The sequence below is a fragment of the Pseudomonas sp. NPDC087185 genome, assembly GCF_044744955.1.
Lineage (GTDB): Bacteria > Pseudomonadota > Gammaproteobacteria > Pseudomonadales > Pseudomonadaceae > Aquipseudomonas.
The window spans coordinates 602,712-619,138 of sequence record NZ_JBIUZK010000002.1 but is presented as its reverse complement, the minus strand read 5'-3'; the positions used below and the strand labels follow the sequence as shown (position 1 = coordinate 619,138).

The 16,427-nt window shown below is 66.1% G+C and carries 12 protein-coding genes; 2 read left to right on the top strand and 10 right to left on the bottom strand.

The window, feature by feature from the left end; translation table 11 throughout:
• Positions 1-214 precede the first annotated feature (214 nt).
• The 7 genes from ACIPIJ_RS08355 to ACIPIJ_RS08325 all read right to left on the bottom strand — a co-directional run bounded on the left by ACIPIJ_RS08355 (position 215) and on the right by ACIPIJ_RS08325 (position 9,234).
• A complete protein-coding gene (locus ACIPIJ_RS08355; protein WP_401074845.1) occupies positions 215-1,858 on the bottom strand; it encodes a dipeptide ABC transporter ATP-binding protein in 1,644 nt (547 codons plus the stop codon).
• Positions 1,855-2,709, bottom strand: coding sequence for an ABC transporter permease (locus ACIPIJ_RS08350; protein WP_401074843.1), 855 nt, complete (start codon positions 2,707-2,709; stop codon positions 1,855-1,857). The genes ACIPIJ_RS08355 and ACIPIJ_RS08350 overlap by 4 nt, the downstream gene beginning before the upstream one ends.
• 143 nt (positions 2,710-2,852) lie before the next feature.
• A complete protein-coding gene (locus ACIPIJ_RS08345; protein ID WP_401074840.1) occupies positions 2,853-3,908 on the bottom strand; it encodes an NADP(H)-dependent aldo-keto reductase in 1,056 nt (351 codons plus the stop codon).
• Between the two features lie 52 nt (positions 3,909-3,960).
• Positions 3,961-5,316, bottom strand: a complete 1,356-nt coding sequence (locus tag ACIPIJ_RS08340; protein ID WP_401074838.1) for an LLM class flavin-dependent oxidoreductase — start codon at positions 5,314-5,316, stop codon at positions 3,961-3,963.
• Positions 5,317-5,329: 13 nt separating this feature from the next.
• Positions 5,330-6,574, bottom strand: a complete 1,245-nt coding sequence (locus ACIPIJ_RS08335; protein WP_401074835.1) for an acyl-CoA dehydrogenase family protein — start codon at positions 6,572-6,574, stop codon at positions 5,330-5,332.
• 21 nt (positions 6,575-6,595) lie between these two features.
• A complete protein-coding gene (locus ACIPIJ_RS08330; RefSeq protein WP_401074833.1) occupies positions 6,596-7,528 on the bottom strand; it encodes an ABC transporter permease in 933 nt (310 codons plus the stop codon).
• Positions 7,525-9,234, bottom strand: coding sequence for an ABC transporter substrate-binding protein (locus ACIPIJ_RS08325; protein WP_401074831.1), 1,710 nt, complete (start codon positions 9,232-9,234; stop codon positions 7,525-7,527). Before ACIPIJ_RS08325 ends, ACIPIJ_RS08330 begins: the two co-directional genes overlap by 4 nt.
• Before the next feature lie 438 nt (positions 9,235-9,672).
• Here ACIPIJ_RS08325 and ACIPIJ_RS08320 point away from each other — a divergent pair, with 438 nt between their 5' ends.
• Both ACIPIJ_RS08320 and ACIPIJ_RS08315 read left to right on the top strand, forming a co-directional pair.
• Positions 9,673-11,784 carry a TonB-dependent receptor family protein gene (locus tag ACIPIJ_RS08320; protein ID WP_401074829.1) on the top strand — a complete coding sequence of 704 codons (2,112 nt, stop codon included), beginning with the start codon at positions 9,673-9,675 and terminating at the stop codon, positions 11,782-11,784.
• A gap of 72 nt (positions 11,785-11,856) precedes the next feature.
• On the top strand, positions 11,857-12,480 hold the full coding sequence (locus ACIPIJ_RS08315; protein WP_401074826.1) for a glutathione S-transferase family protein: 624 nt from the start codon (positions 11,857-11,859) through the stop codon (positions 12,478-12,480).
• Here ACIPIJ_RS08315 and ACIPIJ_RS08310 read toward each other — a convergent pair.
• From ACIPIJ_RS08310 to ACIPIJ_RS08300, 3 genes are all read right to left on the bottom strand, one after another.
• Positions 12,477-14,873: a TonB-dependent siderophore receptor gene (locus ACIPIJ_RS08310; RefSeq protein ID WP_401074823.1), complete on the bottom strand. Its 2,397-nt coding sequence runs from the start codon at positions 14,871-14,873 to the stop codon at positions 12,477-12,479. The two genes, ACIPIJ_RS08315 and ACIPIJ_RS08310, sit on opposite strands and share 4 nt — an antisense overlap.
• Before the next feature lie 65 nt (positions 14,874-14,938).
• Complete coding sequence (locus ACIPIJ_RS08305; RefSeq protein ID WP_401074820.1) at positions 14,939-15,883, bottom strand: FecR domain-containing protein; 945 nt, start codon at positions 15,881-15,883, stop codon at positions 14,939-14,941.
• On the bottom strand, positions 15,883-16,392 hold the full coding sequence (locus ACIPIJ_RS08300) for a sigma-70 family RNA polymerase sigma factor (protein ID WP_401074817.1): 510 nt from the start codon (positions 16,390-16,392) through the stop codon (positions 15,883-15,885). Before ACIPIJ_RS08300 ends, ACIPIJ_RS08305 begins: the two co-directional genes overlap by 1 nt.
• Between the last annotated feature and the right edge of the window lie 35 nt (positions 16,393-16,427).

The window sequence follows — 16,427 nt, the reverse complement described above, 5'->3', positions numbered from 1 at the left end:
CTGTTGCAGGAGTTGTGCCGGGTTCAAAAGGTTGATTTTGTTGAGGTTTGGCGGGTGAGTGGTGCTGGTGGGAGGGCAAAGTGTGTGGGGGGTGTTGGGAGGCGGACAGTTGTTGGGCCCGCCGGTGCATGTCGACAGGGTTTTGGCGCCCTCCAGATCGAGCGCCGCGCGCGCGGCGCTCGATCTGCGCAACACCTAAAACATCGGCCAACACTCACACAGCAACCCGGCTAACCCAACTCGGCCGCGCCTCGGGCAAGCTCGGCACCGCCTCGAGCAACGCGCGGGTGTACGGATGCCGCGGCTGCCCCAGCACTTGCGCCGCTGCGCCCTGCTCCACCACCTTGCCGCCCTGCATCACCAGCACCTGATCGCTGACTTGCTCAACAACGCCAAGGTCATGCGAGATGAACACGCACGCCAGATTCAGCTCGGCCTTGAGCTCGGCCAGCAACGCCAGGATCCGCGCCTGCACCGACACATCCAGCGCCGACACCGGCTCATCCAACACCAGCACCTTCGGTTTCATTGCCAGTGCCCGAGCAATTGCGATGCGCTGGCGTTGCCCGCCAGACAACTCCAGCGGACGCCGGTCGAGCACGCTTGACGGCAGTTGTACCCGTTCCAGCAACGCCGTCGCCTCGGTACGCCGCAGCCCCCGTGGCACGCCGGCCTGGGCCAGCGCCTCGGACAGCACGCGCAGCACGGTGTAGCGCGGGTCGAACGAGGCCAACGGGTCCTGGAACACTACCTGGATGCCTTGGCGGGTTTGGCGCTGTTGCTCGGCAGAAAGCGCCAGCCAGTCCTGCCCGGCAAACGCCACAGTGCCTTGCTCCGGCTTTTCAAGGCCCAAGAGGATGCGGCCCAGGGTACTCTTGCCAGAGCCGGATTCACCCACCACACCCAAGGTCTGCCCTGCACGCAGTTGAAGCGACACGTCGTCCAGCACCTGCCGAGGACGACCGTCCGGGCCAACGAAGACTTTGCTCAAGCCACGGGCTTCCAACAGCACCGGTTGCTCGTTCACGGCGTCCACCAGGGCCAGGGCTGGCGCCACCGGGCGCTGAAAATGCACCGCCCGCGCCGCGCTCAACAGGCGTTGGGTGTAGGGGTCCTGTGGGTCCTGCAGGATCTGCTCGACGCTGCCCTGCTCGACCACCTCGCCATGGCGCATTACCGCGACCCAGTCGGCCAGGCGCGCCACCACGGCCAGGTCATGGCTGACCATCAGCAAGCTATTGTCACGCGCACGCAGCTGCTCTAGCAGGTCGAGGATCTGCGCCTGCACGGTGGCATCCAGCGCGGTAGTCGGCTCGTCGGCAATCAGCAGGCTCGGTTGGCAGGCAATGGCCGAGGCAATCAACGCCCGCTGGCGCAACCCACCCGACAACTGCCACGGGTATTGCCGGGCACGCACCTGCGGCTCTGGCACACCGACTTGGCGCAACAGCTCCAGCACCTGCAACCGGCGCTGTTCGGCGCCGAGGCGGGTGTGCAGGAACAGCGGTTCCTCGATCTCGGCACCCACCCGCCGCAACGGGTCGAGCGAGCCCAGCGCGTCCTGCATGACAAAACCGATTCGCCCTCCCCGCAGGCGTTGCCAGGCGGCCTCGTCGAGCTTGCGCAGGTCTTGCCCGGCAAAGGCCAGACGCTGCGCCTGCACCTCGGCCCTTGGGCCGGTCAGGCCCACCAGGGTGCGCGCGGTCACGCTTTTGCCGGAGCCGGATTCGCCCACCAGCGCCAGGCACTGCCCGGCGTGCAACTGCAGGTTGACGCCGCGTACCACCGGTACGCCATTGAAGGCCACGCGCAGGTCGCGGATGTCCACCAGCGGTGGCTGTGTTTCGATAAGGCTCATACGCTTCTACCCTCGCTGCGCCGCAGCCAGTCACGGCCGATGACGCTGATGGAAGTGACAGTCAGTGTGATCGCCAGCGCCGGCCAGGCCATCAGCCAAGGGGCGTTGGCCATGAAATTGCGCGCCACGGCCATCATCGCGCCCCACTCGGGCGCCGGTGGCGGTGCGCCGAAGCCGAGAAAGCTCAGGGCGGCGGCGGCGGTGATCGCGCCACCCAAGCCGATGCAGGCAAGGATCAGCACGGGTTGCACGGCGTTGGGCAGTACGTGCGTCAGTACCACTGCCAGCGGCTTGCGGCCCAAGGTCACTGCCGCCTCGACGAAACCTGCGTGGCGGATAGTCAGGGTTTGTGCACGCACCAACCGGGCATAGCGCGGCACCGAGGCGATGCCCACGGCGAGGATCAGGTTACTGGTGCCCTGGCCGAACAGGGTGATGATCACCAACGCCAGCAGCAGGTCGGGGAACGCCAGCAGCACGTCGACGGCACGCATCAGCAAGTTGTCCAGCCAGCCCGGCGCCAGGCCCGCCAGCAGGCCGAGCAGCGTACCCAGGCCGAGGCCGACCAGGGTCGCGGCCAGGCCGATGAACAGCGATGGGCGAGCGCCGTGGATGAGGCGGCTGAGCAGGTCACGACCGTTTTCGTCGGTGCCCAGCCAGAAGGTGCTGCTGGGGGGTTGGTAGGCCAGGCGGGCGTCGGCGGCCAGGGGGTCGACTGGGGAGAGCCCGTTGGGGAAGGCTACCGCCAGCAGCAACAGGCCAAGCATGCCCCAGGCTAGCCAGAGGCCAGGCCGGGCTGGCCAGATGGTGCGGCCGCTTGAAGTTGGATGGGTAAGTGCACTTGCGGTCATGTCAGTCCTTTTTTGGTTGCCTGTGCCGGCCTCTTCGCGGGGCAAGCCCGCTCCCACAGGATTCACACCAACCTAGAATGATGTGCAGAACCTGTGGGAGCGGGCTTGCCCCGCGAACAAGGGCGAAGCCCTTGCCATTCAACTCACGGCGATGGGTTGGGGATGCGGCGGTGCACGGCCTGGATGTCGGCCAGCACTTCGTCACTGAGCTGCACATCCACCGCGCTGAGGTTGTCCTGCAACTGCGCCAAGGTGGTCTGCCCGGTGATCGCGCTGGCCACGAACGGCTGGCGGATGACGAACGCCAACGCCAGCTGTGCCGGGGTCAGCCCGTGCTCGTGGGCAATCTGCACGTAACTGGCGATGGCGCTGTTGGCCTCGTCGCTGCCGTAGCGATTGAACGTGCGGTACACCGACGACAACCGCGAACCTTCCGGGCGCGCGCCGTTCAGGTACTTGCCGGTCAGCGCGCCGAAGGCCAGCGGCGAGTAGGCCAGCAGGCCAATGCCTTCGCGGTGGCTGAACTCCGACAGGCCGTTTTCGTACAGCCGGTTGAGCAGGCTGTAGGGGTTCTGGATGCTGGCGATGCGTGCCAGGCCCTGCTCCTCGCTGTGGCGCAGGAAGCGCGCTACACCCCAGGGGGTTTCATTGGACACGCCAATGTGGCGGACCTTGCCGGCTTTGACCTGGTCATCGAGCACGGCGAGGGTTTCTTCGATGGCGGCGGTTTGCGGGTGGTCGTCGACGTAAGGGTATTCGCGGATACCGAAGAAGTTGCTGCTGCGGTCCGGCCAGTGCAACTGGTAGAGGTCCAGGTAGTCGGTCTGCAGGCGACGCAGGCTGCCGTCCAGGGCGGCGACGATGTTCTTGCGGTCGTGGTGTGACAGGCCATCGCGGATGTGCGCCTGGGCACCGGGGTCGCGGGCGGGGCCGGCGATCTTGCTGGCCAGCACCAGCTTGTCGCGCTGGCCGCGGGCGGCAAGCCAGGTGCCGATGTAGCGCTCGGTGGTGGTCCAGGTTTCGGCGCGGGTGGGCGTGGGGTACATCTCGGCGGTGTCGATGAAGTTGATGCCGGCGGCGATGGCCGCGTCCAGTTGCTGGTGGGCATCCTGCTCGGTGTTCTGGTGGCCCCAGGTCATGGTGCCGAGGCTGAGCAGGCTGATTTGCAGGTCGGTGTGGCCCAGGTGGCGGTAGAGCATGGTGTGAATCCTTGGGTAGTGGAATGAATTCGAGGGGCTGCTTTTCAGCCCCCTAAACAGCCGCCGCGGTCTCGCGCCGAGCCTCGGCAAACTGGTTCGCTGCCTTAGGCAACCCGAGGTGCTCGCGCAGCGTCGTCCCGGTGTACTCGGTGCGGAACAACCCGCGCTTCTGCAGCAACGGCACCACCTCCTCGACGAATACCCGCGCCCCCGAGGGAAACATGTCGGGCATGATGTTGAAGCCATCCCCGGCGCCTGCCAGAAACCACTCGGCGAGGGTGTCGGCAACCTGTTCCGGTGTGCCCACCGCCAACCGGTGCCCGACCAGGATCCGCCGCGACAGCTGGCGAATGGTCAGGTTCTCGCTGCGCGCCAGGTTCAATTGGGCTTCGAGGAACCCATGCGAACCGCGCTCGAAATCCGCCACCGCGCCGATCTTCGCCCAGGGCAACGGCGCATCCGGGTCCAGCTGGCTGGCGTCGATACCGATGCGCCCGGCCACTTGCTGCAGCAGCCCATGCTCGCCATGCCAGGCATTGAGTTCATCGAACCGCGCATGCGCCTCGGCTTCGGTACTGCCGATCACGGTCGACAGCCCAGGCATGATTTTCAGGTGCTGCGGGTTGCGCCCCCAGGCCTTGGCTCGGGCCTTCATGTCCTGATAAAAGGCCAGCCCGTCGGCCAGGGTGGTCTGGGTGGTGAAGATCGCATCCGCATAACGCGAACCGAGCGCCTTGCCGCCTTCGGACGACCCCGCTTGCACCACCACTGGCCGCCCTTGTGGCGAGCGCGGCAGGTTCAGTGGGCCCTTGACCTGAAAGTGCTTGCCCTGGAAATCCAGGGTGTGGACCTTGCGCGGGTCGGCAAAACGCCCGCCGGCGCGGTCACCGATCACCGCGTCGTCCTCCCAGCTGTCCCACAGCTTCAGGGTCACATCGACAAACTCTTCGGCACGGCCATAGCGGTCCAGATGCAACGGCGCACCTGCCAGGCCGAAGTTCTGCGCAGCGGCGTCACCGGCATTGGTGACCACATTCCAGGCCGCGCGGCCACCGCTGATGTGGTCCAGCGAGGCGATGCGCCGGGCCAGGTTGAACGGCTCGTTGTAGGTGCTGGAACAGGTGGCGATCACACCGATCCGATCCGTGGCCGCGGCCACGGCCGTCAGCAACACGGTCGGCTCCAGGCGCCCGCCCGGCTGGCTGGATACATCGGGCGGCAGTGCTGGCCCATCGGCGAGGAAGATCGCATCCAGGCAGCCACGCTCGGACAACCGGGCGATGTCGCGGTAGTAGTTGACGTCGATATAGGCATCGATCGCCGCTTCACCCTGGCGCCAGGCGCCGGCGTGCGAGCCGAAGCCGAGGATATTCATGCCCAGGCTCATCTGTGCGGGTTTGCTGCTCATGGGGTTCTCCTGTTCAGACCGCGCTGGCTTCGTCGCCGCTGCCCTGCCCTTCGCTGGCGGCGGCCTGGCGGTCACGCCAGGCCTGGGCCGGGCTGATGCCATTGAGGTAGTAGTTGCCCAAGGCCTGCTCGCGGTAGATGGCTGGGTTGTGCGAGGCCAACGTGCGCGCGTTGCGCCAGTGGCGGTCGAGGCGCCGGGCATTGCTGGTGGCCGAGGCGCCGCCGACTTCGAACAACAAGGTGCTGGCCTGCAGCACCTGCGGCAGCACGATTTGCTGGGCCTGGAAGGTGTGAATCTCGGCGTCGGTGTACAGCTGCTCCGGCACCTCGCCGGCCTGCCCGGCTTCGAACACGGCCTGCAGGCTCTGGCCCACCGCCGTGACCTGCGCCTCGGCGGCGAAGGCCAGGCTTGCCAGGCGGCCGATCACCGCCTGCACCAGCGGGTCGTCGGCCGGTTGCGATTGCCCCGGCACGCCGAACGCCCGCGTGCGGCCCTGGACAAAGGCCACGGCATCGGCCAGCACAGCGCGGCCGATGCCGGCCAGGGTAGCCAGGTGCACGGCCTGGTAGAACGCCGTGAGGTACGACTCGGCGCGCAGCTCGCCCTTGGCGAAGCGGCGCAGCAGGTGCTGCGGTTGCACGGCGACGCGCGTGAAGCGCGTGGTGCCGCTGCCGGTCAGGCGCTGGCCGAAACCGTCCCAATCATCGACCCGCTCCACGCCCGGTGCACGGGTGGGCACCGCCAGGCTGACGAAGTCATCGCCATGGTTGGCCACCGCCGCTACCCAATCGGCGTAGAGGGTGCCGGTGCAGTAGTACTTCTCGCCGTCCAGGTGCAAGCCGCCTTCAGCGTCGCTGAGCTGTACGGTGTTGCCGGTACTGTCGGAGCGCTCGGCCATGGCCGCGCCCCACAGCTCGCCGGCCACTACGCGGGCAAACCAATAGTCCTGCGACGCTGCATCGTTGGAGGCCAGGCGCCCTTCGACGAAGCCAAAGTGAGCACGGAAGATCTGCGGCAGGTTGGAATCGGCCTGGCCCAGGCGCACCAGCTGGCGCAGCAGCTGCGGCAGGCTGGCGCCAAGGCCGCCGTGGCTGCGCGGCACACGCAAGGCACCCAGGCCCGCCTCGCGCAACCAGGCTACCGGTTCGAAGGCCAGGGTGCGTTGCTGCTCGCGCGCCACCGCGCCCTCGGCGATGCGCGCGTACAGGGGCGCGAAGCGTGCATCAAGCTCGGCGTCGGTAACAGATGTTTGGCTCATGAAGGTTCCTTTCTGTTGAATTCAGCGGCGCGCGGTGCGCGGGTCGATGGCCTGGGTCAGCAGGTCCACCAGCAGGTTCACCAGCACGTAGATGGCCGCCGCCAGCAGGGTCACGCCCAGCACCAGCGGCACGTCCTTGTTGCCGGTGGCTTCGAGCATCAGCCGGCCAATCCCCTGGCGACCGAACAGCAGCTCCAGCACCACCGCGCCGCCCAGCAGGCTGGCAAACACGTAGCCGGCCAGGGTCACCAGCGGCACCAGCGCGTGGCGCAGGGCATGACGCAAGCGCACGGCGGTGTCGGACATGCCGCGCGCGCGGGCCTGGGTGATGAAGGGTTGTTCCAGCACCTGTTCCAGCGACTGGCGCAGCACCTGGGCCAGCACCGCGGCAATCGGCAGCGCCAAGGCCAGGGTCGGCAGCACCAGCGAGCGCCAGCCGCTGGAACCTGAGGGCGGCAGCAGGTGGAAGTAGAAGGCGAAGGCCAGCAGCAGCAAGGTGCCAATCACGAAGTTGGGGGTCGACGACAGCACCAGCTCGACACCCGACACCAGCGCCCGCAGGCGCCGGCTGCGGTTGGCGGTGAGCAGCGCCGAAAGCAGCGCCAACAACACCGCCAGCAGCGCCGCCGTGCTGGCCAGGGCCAGGGTGGCACCGACCTGTTCGCCGATAGCTTGGCTGACCTGAATGCGCAGCCGATACGATTCGCCCAGGTCCCCTTGGGCCAGGCGTGCCAGGTAGTGGCCGTACTGCACCCACAGCGGTTCATCGAGGCCGTAATCGGCGCGCACCTGGGCAAGCATGGCCGGCGTTGGCATGGCGTCAGGGCCACCGAGAATCGCGAGCGCGGTGTCTGCGGCAGTCTGCTGCACGGCGATGAAGGTCAGCGTCGCAGCGGCCCACAGTACGATTACGCCGTCACGCAGGCGGCGCAGCAGGGTTGGCAGCAGTGTCATGGTTGCTCCTTGGCCAGCCACACGCCGGTGAACAGGGGAACGTTGTGCGAGCCGTCGAACAGCACGCCGCCCACGGCCTTGCGGTAGGCCAGCAGCATCTGCGCCTCCACCGAAGGCACCGAGGGCAGGGTCTGGGCGAGGCGTTGCTGGGCCTGGCGGTAGAGCTGTTGGCGGCGAGCCGGGTCGGTACTGCCACGGGCTTCGCCCAGCAGTTGATCGACCTGCGCATCGCGGAAGTGGCCGACGTTCTGCCCGAGCATGCGCGCGCTGGGGATCGATTGGCTGTGATAGAGGATGTACAGCCCATCGGCGGTGTTGGTGTGCCAGTAACCGCCGCCGAGCGCATCGAAGTCGCCGGCGTAGCGCAGCTCGGAAACCCGGGTGATGGGCAGCAGTTGGATGTCCAGGTCGAAACCGACCTTGCGCAGGTCGGCCTGGGTGGCCACGGCGACGTTGGCGGGGAACGCCGGGTTGTCGTAGGTCAACAGGGTCGCGGCCAGGCGCTGGCCATTGCGGGTACGAAAGCCCTGCGCATCTCGGCCGGTCCAGCCGGCGTCATCGAGCAGGCGGTTGGCGAGTGCCGGGTCGAAAGCCAGCGCAGCTGCAGCCACCGGGTCGTAGCCGGGGGTGTTCACGGCCAGGAAGCCGTCGTTGGCCAGGTATTCGCCAAAGCCTGAGATCCACGCCAGGCCCTTGCGGTCGATGGCCTTGGCCACTGCCTGGCGCACGCGCACGTCATCGAAGGGCGGGCGCTCGACATTGAAGGTGATGCTACGAAACGGGATGCCCTTGCGCACGCGGCTGCGCAACACCAGGTCGGGGTTGGCGCGGATCGCCTCGGCGTTCTGCGCCGGTGCATCCAGGGCCATGTCACTGTCGCCGGCCTCCAGCGACGTGTAGCGGATCATCGCTTCGGGCACGTAGCTGAGCTCGATGCGGTCAAGGTAGGCCTCGCCCTGGTGATGGGTGGCCGGCGGCGCCCAGTGGTAGCCCCGGCGGCGCTCGAAGGTGGCGCCCTGCACACGCACCCAACGGGTGAGCACGAACGGGCCGCTGCCGACGGGCTTGCTGGCGATGGTCGCGGGCGCTTCCAGGATCTGCCGTGGTGAGATCATCCCCAGCCAGCCTTGCGACAGCACATCGAGGAACGGCGCGTAGGGCTCGCGCAAGGTGGCCTCGAAAGTGAACTCATCGACGACGCGGCCCTTCAGGTATGGCGCGATATAGGCCGCCGCCAGCGGCGACTTGGTCTTCGGGTCGCGCATGTGCTCCAGGTTGACCCGCACCGCTTCGGCGTTGAAGCGCTCACCGTCGCTGAAGGTGACATCGTCGCGCAGGTGGAAGGTGTAGGTCAGGCCATCGGCGCTGATGTCCCAGCTTTTCGCCAGCCACGGTGTGAGGGTACCGTCTTCGGCCTGGTACACCAGGCAGTCGAAAAGCACTCGGCCCATCCAGGCGATGTTGCCGTGGGACAGCGCATGAATGTCGAAGCTGCCAGCATCGCCTGCGGCCGACACGCGCAAGGTGCCGCCACGCCGGCCGGGTTGCTGCTCGACGAAGTCGCCGGGCGCATAGCGCAGTACACCGTCCACCTCGCTGACCGTCTCGCCCTTCAAGGTGCTGGCGGTGTCCGGCGGCGTGGCCGGCGAGCAGGCGGCCAGCAACAAGGTACTTGTTACCCACCAGCGATAAATGAAGTGCTTCATCGACTGCAGAGACTCCCTTATATAGAAAGCCGACATCTTTACGCGTCGCCTTTCAGGTAAAAAAGTCTGTTGCAGTAGTCGTGCCAGCCGTTACCGGCCTATTTATTAGGGGCTTAAGCGATTGTAAGTTGCCGAACCGCACAAACTGTTCAGCGTATGTTGCAAAACCAACAGCAAGCGCTCTGTACTGCTTTTCTCAAGGCACCATGGACGCTGCTGTCGTTTTCGGTATTTAACTATAACTGGCACTGTTCGACGTACAACAGCGGCGCAACAAACTATGCCGATCTGTTCAGTGATTTAAATACAACGCGGCGACCAAGCCACAACTTTCGGCACATTGCCACCTGGCACAGAAACTGCTCTTGTCCCCTTCGACAGGCCTGACTATTCCCATAGAACGCCGAGGACCTACGATGACTTTCAAGGAATACGACGATGCGTGCGAGCCAACCCCATCCACTGCGCCTGGCGGTCCGCCAGGCCGCCCTGGCCACCGTGGCCACGGCCCTGCTGGCCCCGGCCACGGTACTGGCGGCTGACCAGGCCCTGGGCACGGTGACCGTGCAGGGCAACAAGCAAACCGAAGTGCAACAAGCGGCCAGTGCTTTGGCCGAAGTACCCGGCGGCACCAGCGTGGTCGACAGCGAGGAAGTCGCCAAAGGCCGCACCGCTACCCTGCAGGACACCCTCGCCTACCAGCCCGGGGTGTTCGTGCAGTCCACCGGCGGCAACGATGCGGCGAAAATCTCCATTCGCGGCTCGGGCGCCAACACCTCGCCGGGGTACTTTCGCGAAGGCATCAAGTTCCTCTTCGACGGCTTGCCGCTGACCGGCCCCGGCGGCACGCCCTACGAGTTCCTCAACACCAGCGGCGTCAACTACACCGAGATCCTGCGCGGCGCCAACGCCTTCCAGTACGGTGCGCTGACCCTGGGCGGTGCGGTGAACTTCGTCAACCACAGTGGCTACAGCGCCCCCGGCCTGCGCGTGCGCGCCGAAGCCGGCAGCTACCACTACCAGAAGCAGAGCATCAGCTACGGCGGCGTCGAAGGCGACCTGGACTACTACCTGCAAGCCGACAACTACCGCAACGAAGGCTACCGCGACTACAGCCTGGCGAAGAGCTCCGGCATCGTTGCCAATGCCGGCTACCGCTTCAGCCCTAAACTGGAAAGCCGCCTGCTGCTGCGCTACCGCGACGAAACCCACAACGACCCCAGCGCCACCACCCTGGATGCGGCCCTGCACCACAGCCGCCGCGCCAGCGCCACCGCCGAAAGCAGCGGTGCCGGTGCGCGCCGCCCCGGCAGCATCTGGCTGGGCAGCAAGACCACCTACACCTTCGACGACGACGCCCGCTTGACCGTCGGCCTGTCGTACCACGACTACCGCCACACCAACAGCCCGCGCAGCCCGAGCAACCCCAGCTACTGGGACTGGCACGACCTCGGCCTGCTGCTGGGCTACGACCGCGTCGACACCTTGTTCGGCCATGAAAGCCGCAGCAACATCGCCTTCACCTCCACCCAGCACCTGCGCGGTGGCGTGAACTCGGCCAACGACGACAAAGTGTCGCTGAAAAAAGTCGATTACAAGGACTCGTTCGACCGGGTGATCGCGCTGGGCAACGACCTCAACCTAGTCGACAACCTGTGGCTCACCAGCGGTGTTTCGTTCATCAATGTGCGGCGCAAGGTCGACATCGACCACGCGGTGAACGCCAACACCACCGCCTTCCCGCAGCATGTGGACTACGACAACTGGAGCATTGCCCCCCGTATTGGCCTGCGTTACGAGTTCAGCCCCAACCTGCAGCTGTTCACCAACTTCAGCCGCAGCATCGACCCGCCTGCCTCGTGGGAATATTCGGGCTCGGGCCCTGCCCTGCCCTACATCCGCCCGTTGGTGGAGCAGAAGGCCAACACTTTCGAAGTCGGTATCAAGGGCTCGCACGGCATCTTCGACGGCAGCCTGGCACTGTACCGCTCGTGGATCCACGACGAGCTGCTGAACGTGCAGCTCATCCCTGCCACCTCCACGGCAGCGGCGGTCACGGGTGCATTCAACGCCTCGCCTACCATCCACCAGGGCGTCGAGGCCGGCCTCAACACCCGCTTGTGGGAAAACGCCCAGGGCGACCGGCTGCGCTGGCGCCAGGTGTACACCTACAACGACTTCTACTACCGGCATGACGAGGCCTTTGGCGACAACCAGCTGCCGGGCGTGCCCAAGCACATCTACCAGGGCGAGCTGCAGTACCAGGACCACAGCGGCTGGTACACCGGGGTGAACGTGCAGTCGGCGTCGCGCACGGCGGCGGACTATGCCAACAGCCTGTACGCGCCGTCATACACCCTCTGGGGTGCGAACCTGGGCTATGAAGCGCCCAAAGGTAACTGGAAGGTCTCGCTGGACCTGAAGAACCTGGCCAACAAGGCTTATGTGACGGCGATCACGCCGGTGTACGACGCACGGGGTCAGGACACGGCGGCGTTCTGGCCGGGCGACGGCATCGGCGCGTACGTGGGGCTGGAAGTGCGTTACTGACCGCTGTTTTTGCGCTTGACCGAGGAAGGGCCGTGGTTGACGATCGGCTCTTCCCGGTAAAGGACTGACAGCATGTTACGGATATTGGGCAGGGCGTCTTCCATCAACGTGCGCAAGGTCCTGTGGGCCTGCAGCGAATTCGATATCCCCTTCGAGCGCGAAGACTGGGGCGCGGGCTACCAGGCCACCGATGCCCCAGCATTTTTGGCTCTGAACCCCAATGCCATGGTCCCGGTGATCCAGGACGGCGACTTCACACTGTGGGAATCCAACACCATCATTCGCTACCTCGCCACGCGCTATGGCGATGCCGCGTTCTACCCCACCGACGCCAAGGCAAGGGCCCGCGTCGATCAGTGGATCGACTGGCAGGCCTCGGACCTGAACCGCTCGTGGAGCTACGCGTTCATGTCGCTGGTGCGGCATTCACCGGCCCACCAGGATGCCCAGGCACTTGCCGCAGGGTGCGAGGACTGGTCACGTTATATGCGCATACTCGAACAGCAGCTGACCGCCACCGGTGCTTATGTGGCCGGTGAGCGCTTCACCCTGGCCGACATCCCCATCGGGCTGTCGGTCAACCGCTGGTTTGAAACGCCTTTCGAGCACCCGCATTTGCCGGCAGTGCGTGATTACTACCAACGGCTGAGCGAGCGTGACGGCTTCCTGACCCATGGGCGCAACGGCATGGCCTAGAACCCCAGCGTTGCCGACAGCAGATAGGTCCGGGGCGTCGACAACGTCAGCCCCGGCTCGCTGTCATCCGACGCCCCGGCCGATGCCCAGTAGCGCTCATCCAGCACGTTCTCGACACTGGCGCGCAGGGTGACCTGCGTGGCATCGACCTTGAAGGCGTACCGCGCGCCCAGGTCGAAGCGCTCCCAGCCGTCGATCTGCTTGCTGTTGTTTTGATCCAGGTACTGCGAGCTGGAGTGGATGCCCCGCGCCGTCAGGGTCAGCCCAGCCAGCCCGGGCACATCCCATTCGGCGCCGAGGTTGACGTTGTACTCAGGCGTGGCCGGTGCTCGGTTGCCATCGAAGGTGCCGCCCACGGTGTCGGTCAGTTCGCTGTCGATGTACATCACCCCACCCAGCAGGCGCACGCCATCCAGCGGCTCACCGAACACGCTGAGCTCGATGCCGCGGTTGTCACGTTTGCCATTGGGGCCGAACACGCGGGAACGGGCGTTGGTCTCGTAGGCCGGCTGGCGAATGCGGAAGGCGCTGGCGGTGAAGGCGACGCGGCCCAGGTCGTACTTGGCGCCGACCTCGACCTGGCGGCTGGTGAAGGGCGGGAAAATCTGGTCTTCGTTGACCGAAGTGGAAGGCGCGATCTTGCCCTGGCTCAGGCCTTCCATGTAGTTGGCGTAGAGCGATAGCTGGTCGGTGACCTTGAGCAGCACCCCTCCCGATGGCGAAACTTTCTCCTCGTCATAGGCGGTGTCGCCTTTCACGCCATCGCTCCAGTCATCCACCTGCACCCGCTGCCAGCGGGCACCGAGTGTCAGCAGCAGGCGGTCGTCGAAAAAACCGAGGGTGTCGGCCAGCGCCAGCCCGGTAAAGCGATTTTCCGTGTACACCTGGGCGTCGATCCGCGACGGGGTGCCGGGCGTCGGCGTTGCCACCGGGTTGTAGAGGTTGCTGGGCGCCGAGGCATAGCGTGCGCCACCGTTTTCGAAGTCCATGTAGAAGTAACTGGCGGCCAGGTTCAGCTCATGGCTGACCGGCCCGGTGTGGAACCAATTGCGCAACCCGGCCATGGCGGTACGCACCGATTCATCGCGGGTGAAATCGCGCGGCTGGACGGTGAAGTCGCCGTCGTCATTGACGATCGAAACGTTGTGGCGCAGGAAGTCATGGTGGCTCTTGCGGGCACCGACCGCGCCATAGGCCAGCAGCGAATCGCTGATGTCATACTCGGCATTCAGTGCGCCGAAGGTGTCGTTGGTGCGTGCCTGGCTCCAGGCCTGGGCGTAGTTGCGGCGTACGTCGTCGGCGTTGGGCACCTTGGCGTTGGCGCCGACCAGCACCCGCTCCTGCGGCGCGTCGGTGTCGCGCTCGGTGTGGCCGAGGTCAGCCGAGAGTCGCAGGCGCTCGCCGCGAAAGTCCAGGCCCAGCACGGCCATTTCGCGTTCGACGCGCTGGTGGTCCCATTCGGTATCGCCGGCTTGTTTCACCCCGTTGAAGCGCACGCCGAACCGGTCGCCTTCGCCAAAGCGGCGGCCGATATCCACTGCGCCGCCCACCTGGCTGTTGGAGGCGTAGCTGCCGGTGAACTCGGTGATGGGCGTATCGCCTGCGCGCTTGGGCACCACATTGATGCCGCCGCCCACGCTGCCGCGTGGCGAGATGCCGTTGATCATCTGGCTCGGCCCTTTGATGATGTCGACCCGGTCAGCCATTTCCATGTCGATCGAATAGGTCGGCAGGATGCCGTACAGACCGTTGTAGGCCACATCGCTGTTGAACAGGCTGAAGCCGCGAATGGTGAATTGCTCGAAACGCCCACCCGCCGGGTTGGTGGCGCGCACCGACGGGTCGCTGGCAATCAGGTCACCCAAGGTGCGGGCCTGCTGGTTCTTGACCAGGTCGCTGGTGTAGGTGGTCATGCTGAACGGCGTGTCCATGAAATCGCGGGTGCCGAGCAGGCCTTGCGAGCCCTGGCGCGCGACTTGCCCGCCGGCGTAAGGCTGGGCTTCGCTGCCCGAGGCATGGCCACCCACAATGCTGGTCGGGGCGATTTCCAGGGCATCGGCGCCTTGCACTGCGGGCATCAGGGTATAGGCGCCCTCGCCTACCTGCCGCAATTGCAGGCCACTGCCCTGCAGCAACTGCAGGAAGCCTTCGGTCACACTGTAACTGCCGGACAACCCGGCGCTTTGCCGGCCATTGAGCAGCGCCGGGTCCAGCGAAAGGCTGACGCCGGCCTGGTCGGCAAACCGGGTAAGCGCCGCGCCCAGGCTGCCGGCGGGCACCTGATAGGCGCGCCGGGCCAGGTCATCGGCCCAGGCGGGGGTACTCAACAGCAGGCTCAGGGTGAAACCCAGGTGCATCCAGGGATGTGGGCGGCAAGGCTGTACTGCAGGCATCGAACAAGGCTCCCGTTATTTTTTCCTACTGCTAATGACCGGCGAGTGGAGAAAAGGGGACAGCCTCACGCGCGATTTTCTCGCGCAGCCAGTGTGACCCAGTAACGGGTGCGCGCATGCACCTCCAGCGGCAGGCTGGCGGCCAGCAGCGTCAGTACCCGGTCGGTGTCGTCGAGGCGGAAGGTGCCGGTGACCCGCAGGGTTTCCAGCGCCGGCTCCCAACGCAGCACACCGGCGCGGTACCTGCGCAACTCACGCAACAGGTCGCCCAGCGGCCGATCGTCCAGCCTCAGCACCCCGTCTCGCCACCCCAGCAGCAGATCATCCAGCGCGGTGACCGGACCAGCGCCGCCGGCCTGCAGGCTGGCCTGCTGCCCGGCCTGCAGCGCCAGGGCTGCGCCACGCAGTGGCTGCAGGATGGCGGTGCCACTGAGCACAGACACTCGGCAGGCCTGATCGATCAGGCGCACACAGGCCTCGCCCGCGCTGACGGCAACCTGGCCAAAGGGCACCTGCACCGCCATGCTCACGCCGGCGGGGACCGTGACGGCAACCTCCCCCCTGACCAATGTCAGCCGTCGCGCAGGCAGGTCGATGTCGACCGCACTGTCGGTGTTCAACTGCAAGGCCGTGCCATCGCTCAGCAGCAAGCGCCTGCGCTCCCCCACGGCGGTATGCACGTCGGCGGTCCAGGCCTCCAGCGGCATCTGCCGGCCAAGCAGCCAGGCGGCGGGGACCAGTGCGGCCACCCCCAGCGCCTGCTTGAGCAGTGCACGACGCCCGGCGTCCGGGCGGTCCAACGTGGCCATCGCCAGCTCGCCCGGCAACTGGGCAAAGCGCTGGCGCAGCAACTGCGCCTTTTGCCAGGCATTTTCGTGCAGGCTGCTGCTGGCGCGCCATTGCGCCAGGCGCTGGAGGTCGAGCTCACTGGCTTTGCCAGACTCCAGCAGCGCCAACCAGCGCGCCGCAGCACGCACCACTTCACGGGCCTCGGTGGAAGGTGCAGCCATTACAGCTGCGCCAACAGGCAGTGCTCATAGGCCTGCGCCATGTAGCGTTTGACGGTGCGCTCGGAAACGCCGAGGCGTTCGGCGATTTCGCAGTAGCCCAGGCCTTCTAGCTGGCTCCAGAGAAAGGCCTTGCGTACCGGGGCTTTGAGCCCGTCGAGCAATTCGTCGAGTGCTTGCAGGGTTTCCAGCAGAATCCAACGTTGCTCCGCAGACGGCAGGCTTTGTTCAGGTAACTGCGCCAGCGCGTTCAGGTAGGCCTGTTCAAGGCTACGTCGCTGGTGAAAATTGCTCAGCAGGCGCTTGCCCACGGTCAGCAGGTAAGCGCGCGGCTCGCGAATTTCCGCCAGCGGCTGGGCACTGGCCAGCACCTTGAGGAAGGTGTCCTGGCTCAGGTCGGCCGCATCCCACGCATTGCCCAGGCGCCGGCGCAGCCAGGCTTCCAGCCAGCTCCGATGCTCGCGGTACAGGGCAGGCAGGCTGTGCTGCGGGGGCGTCGCGGCGTCGATCATGGGGAAAGCCCTGCAGTGGCGTAAATAGGAGTGAT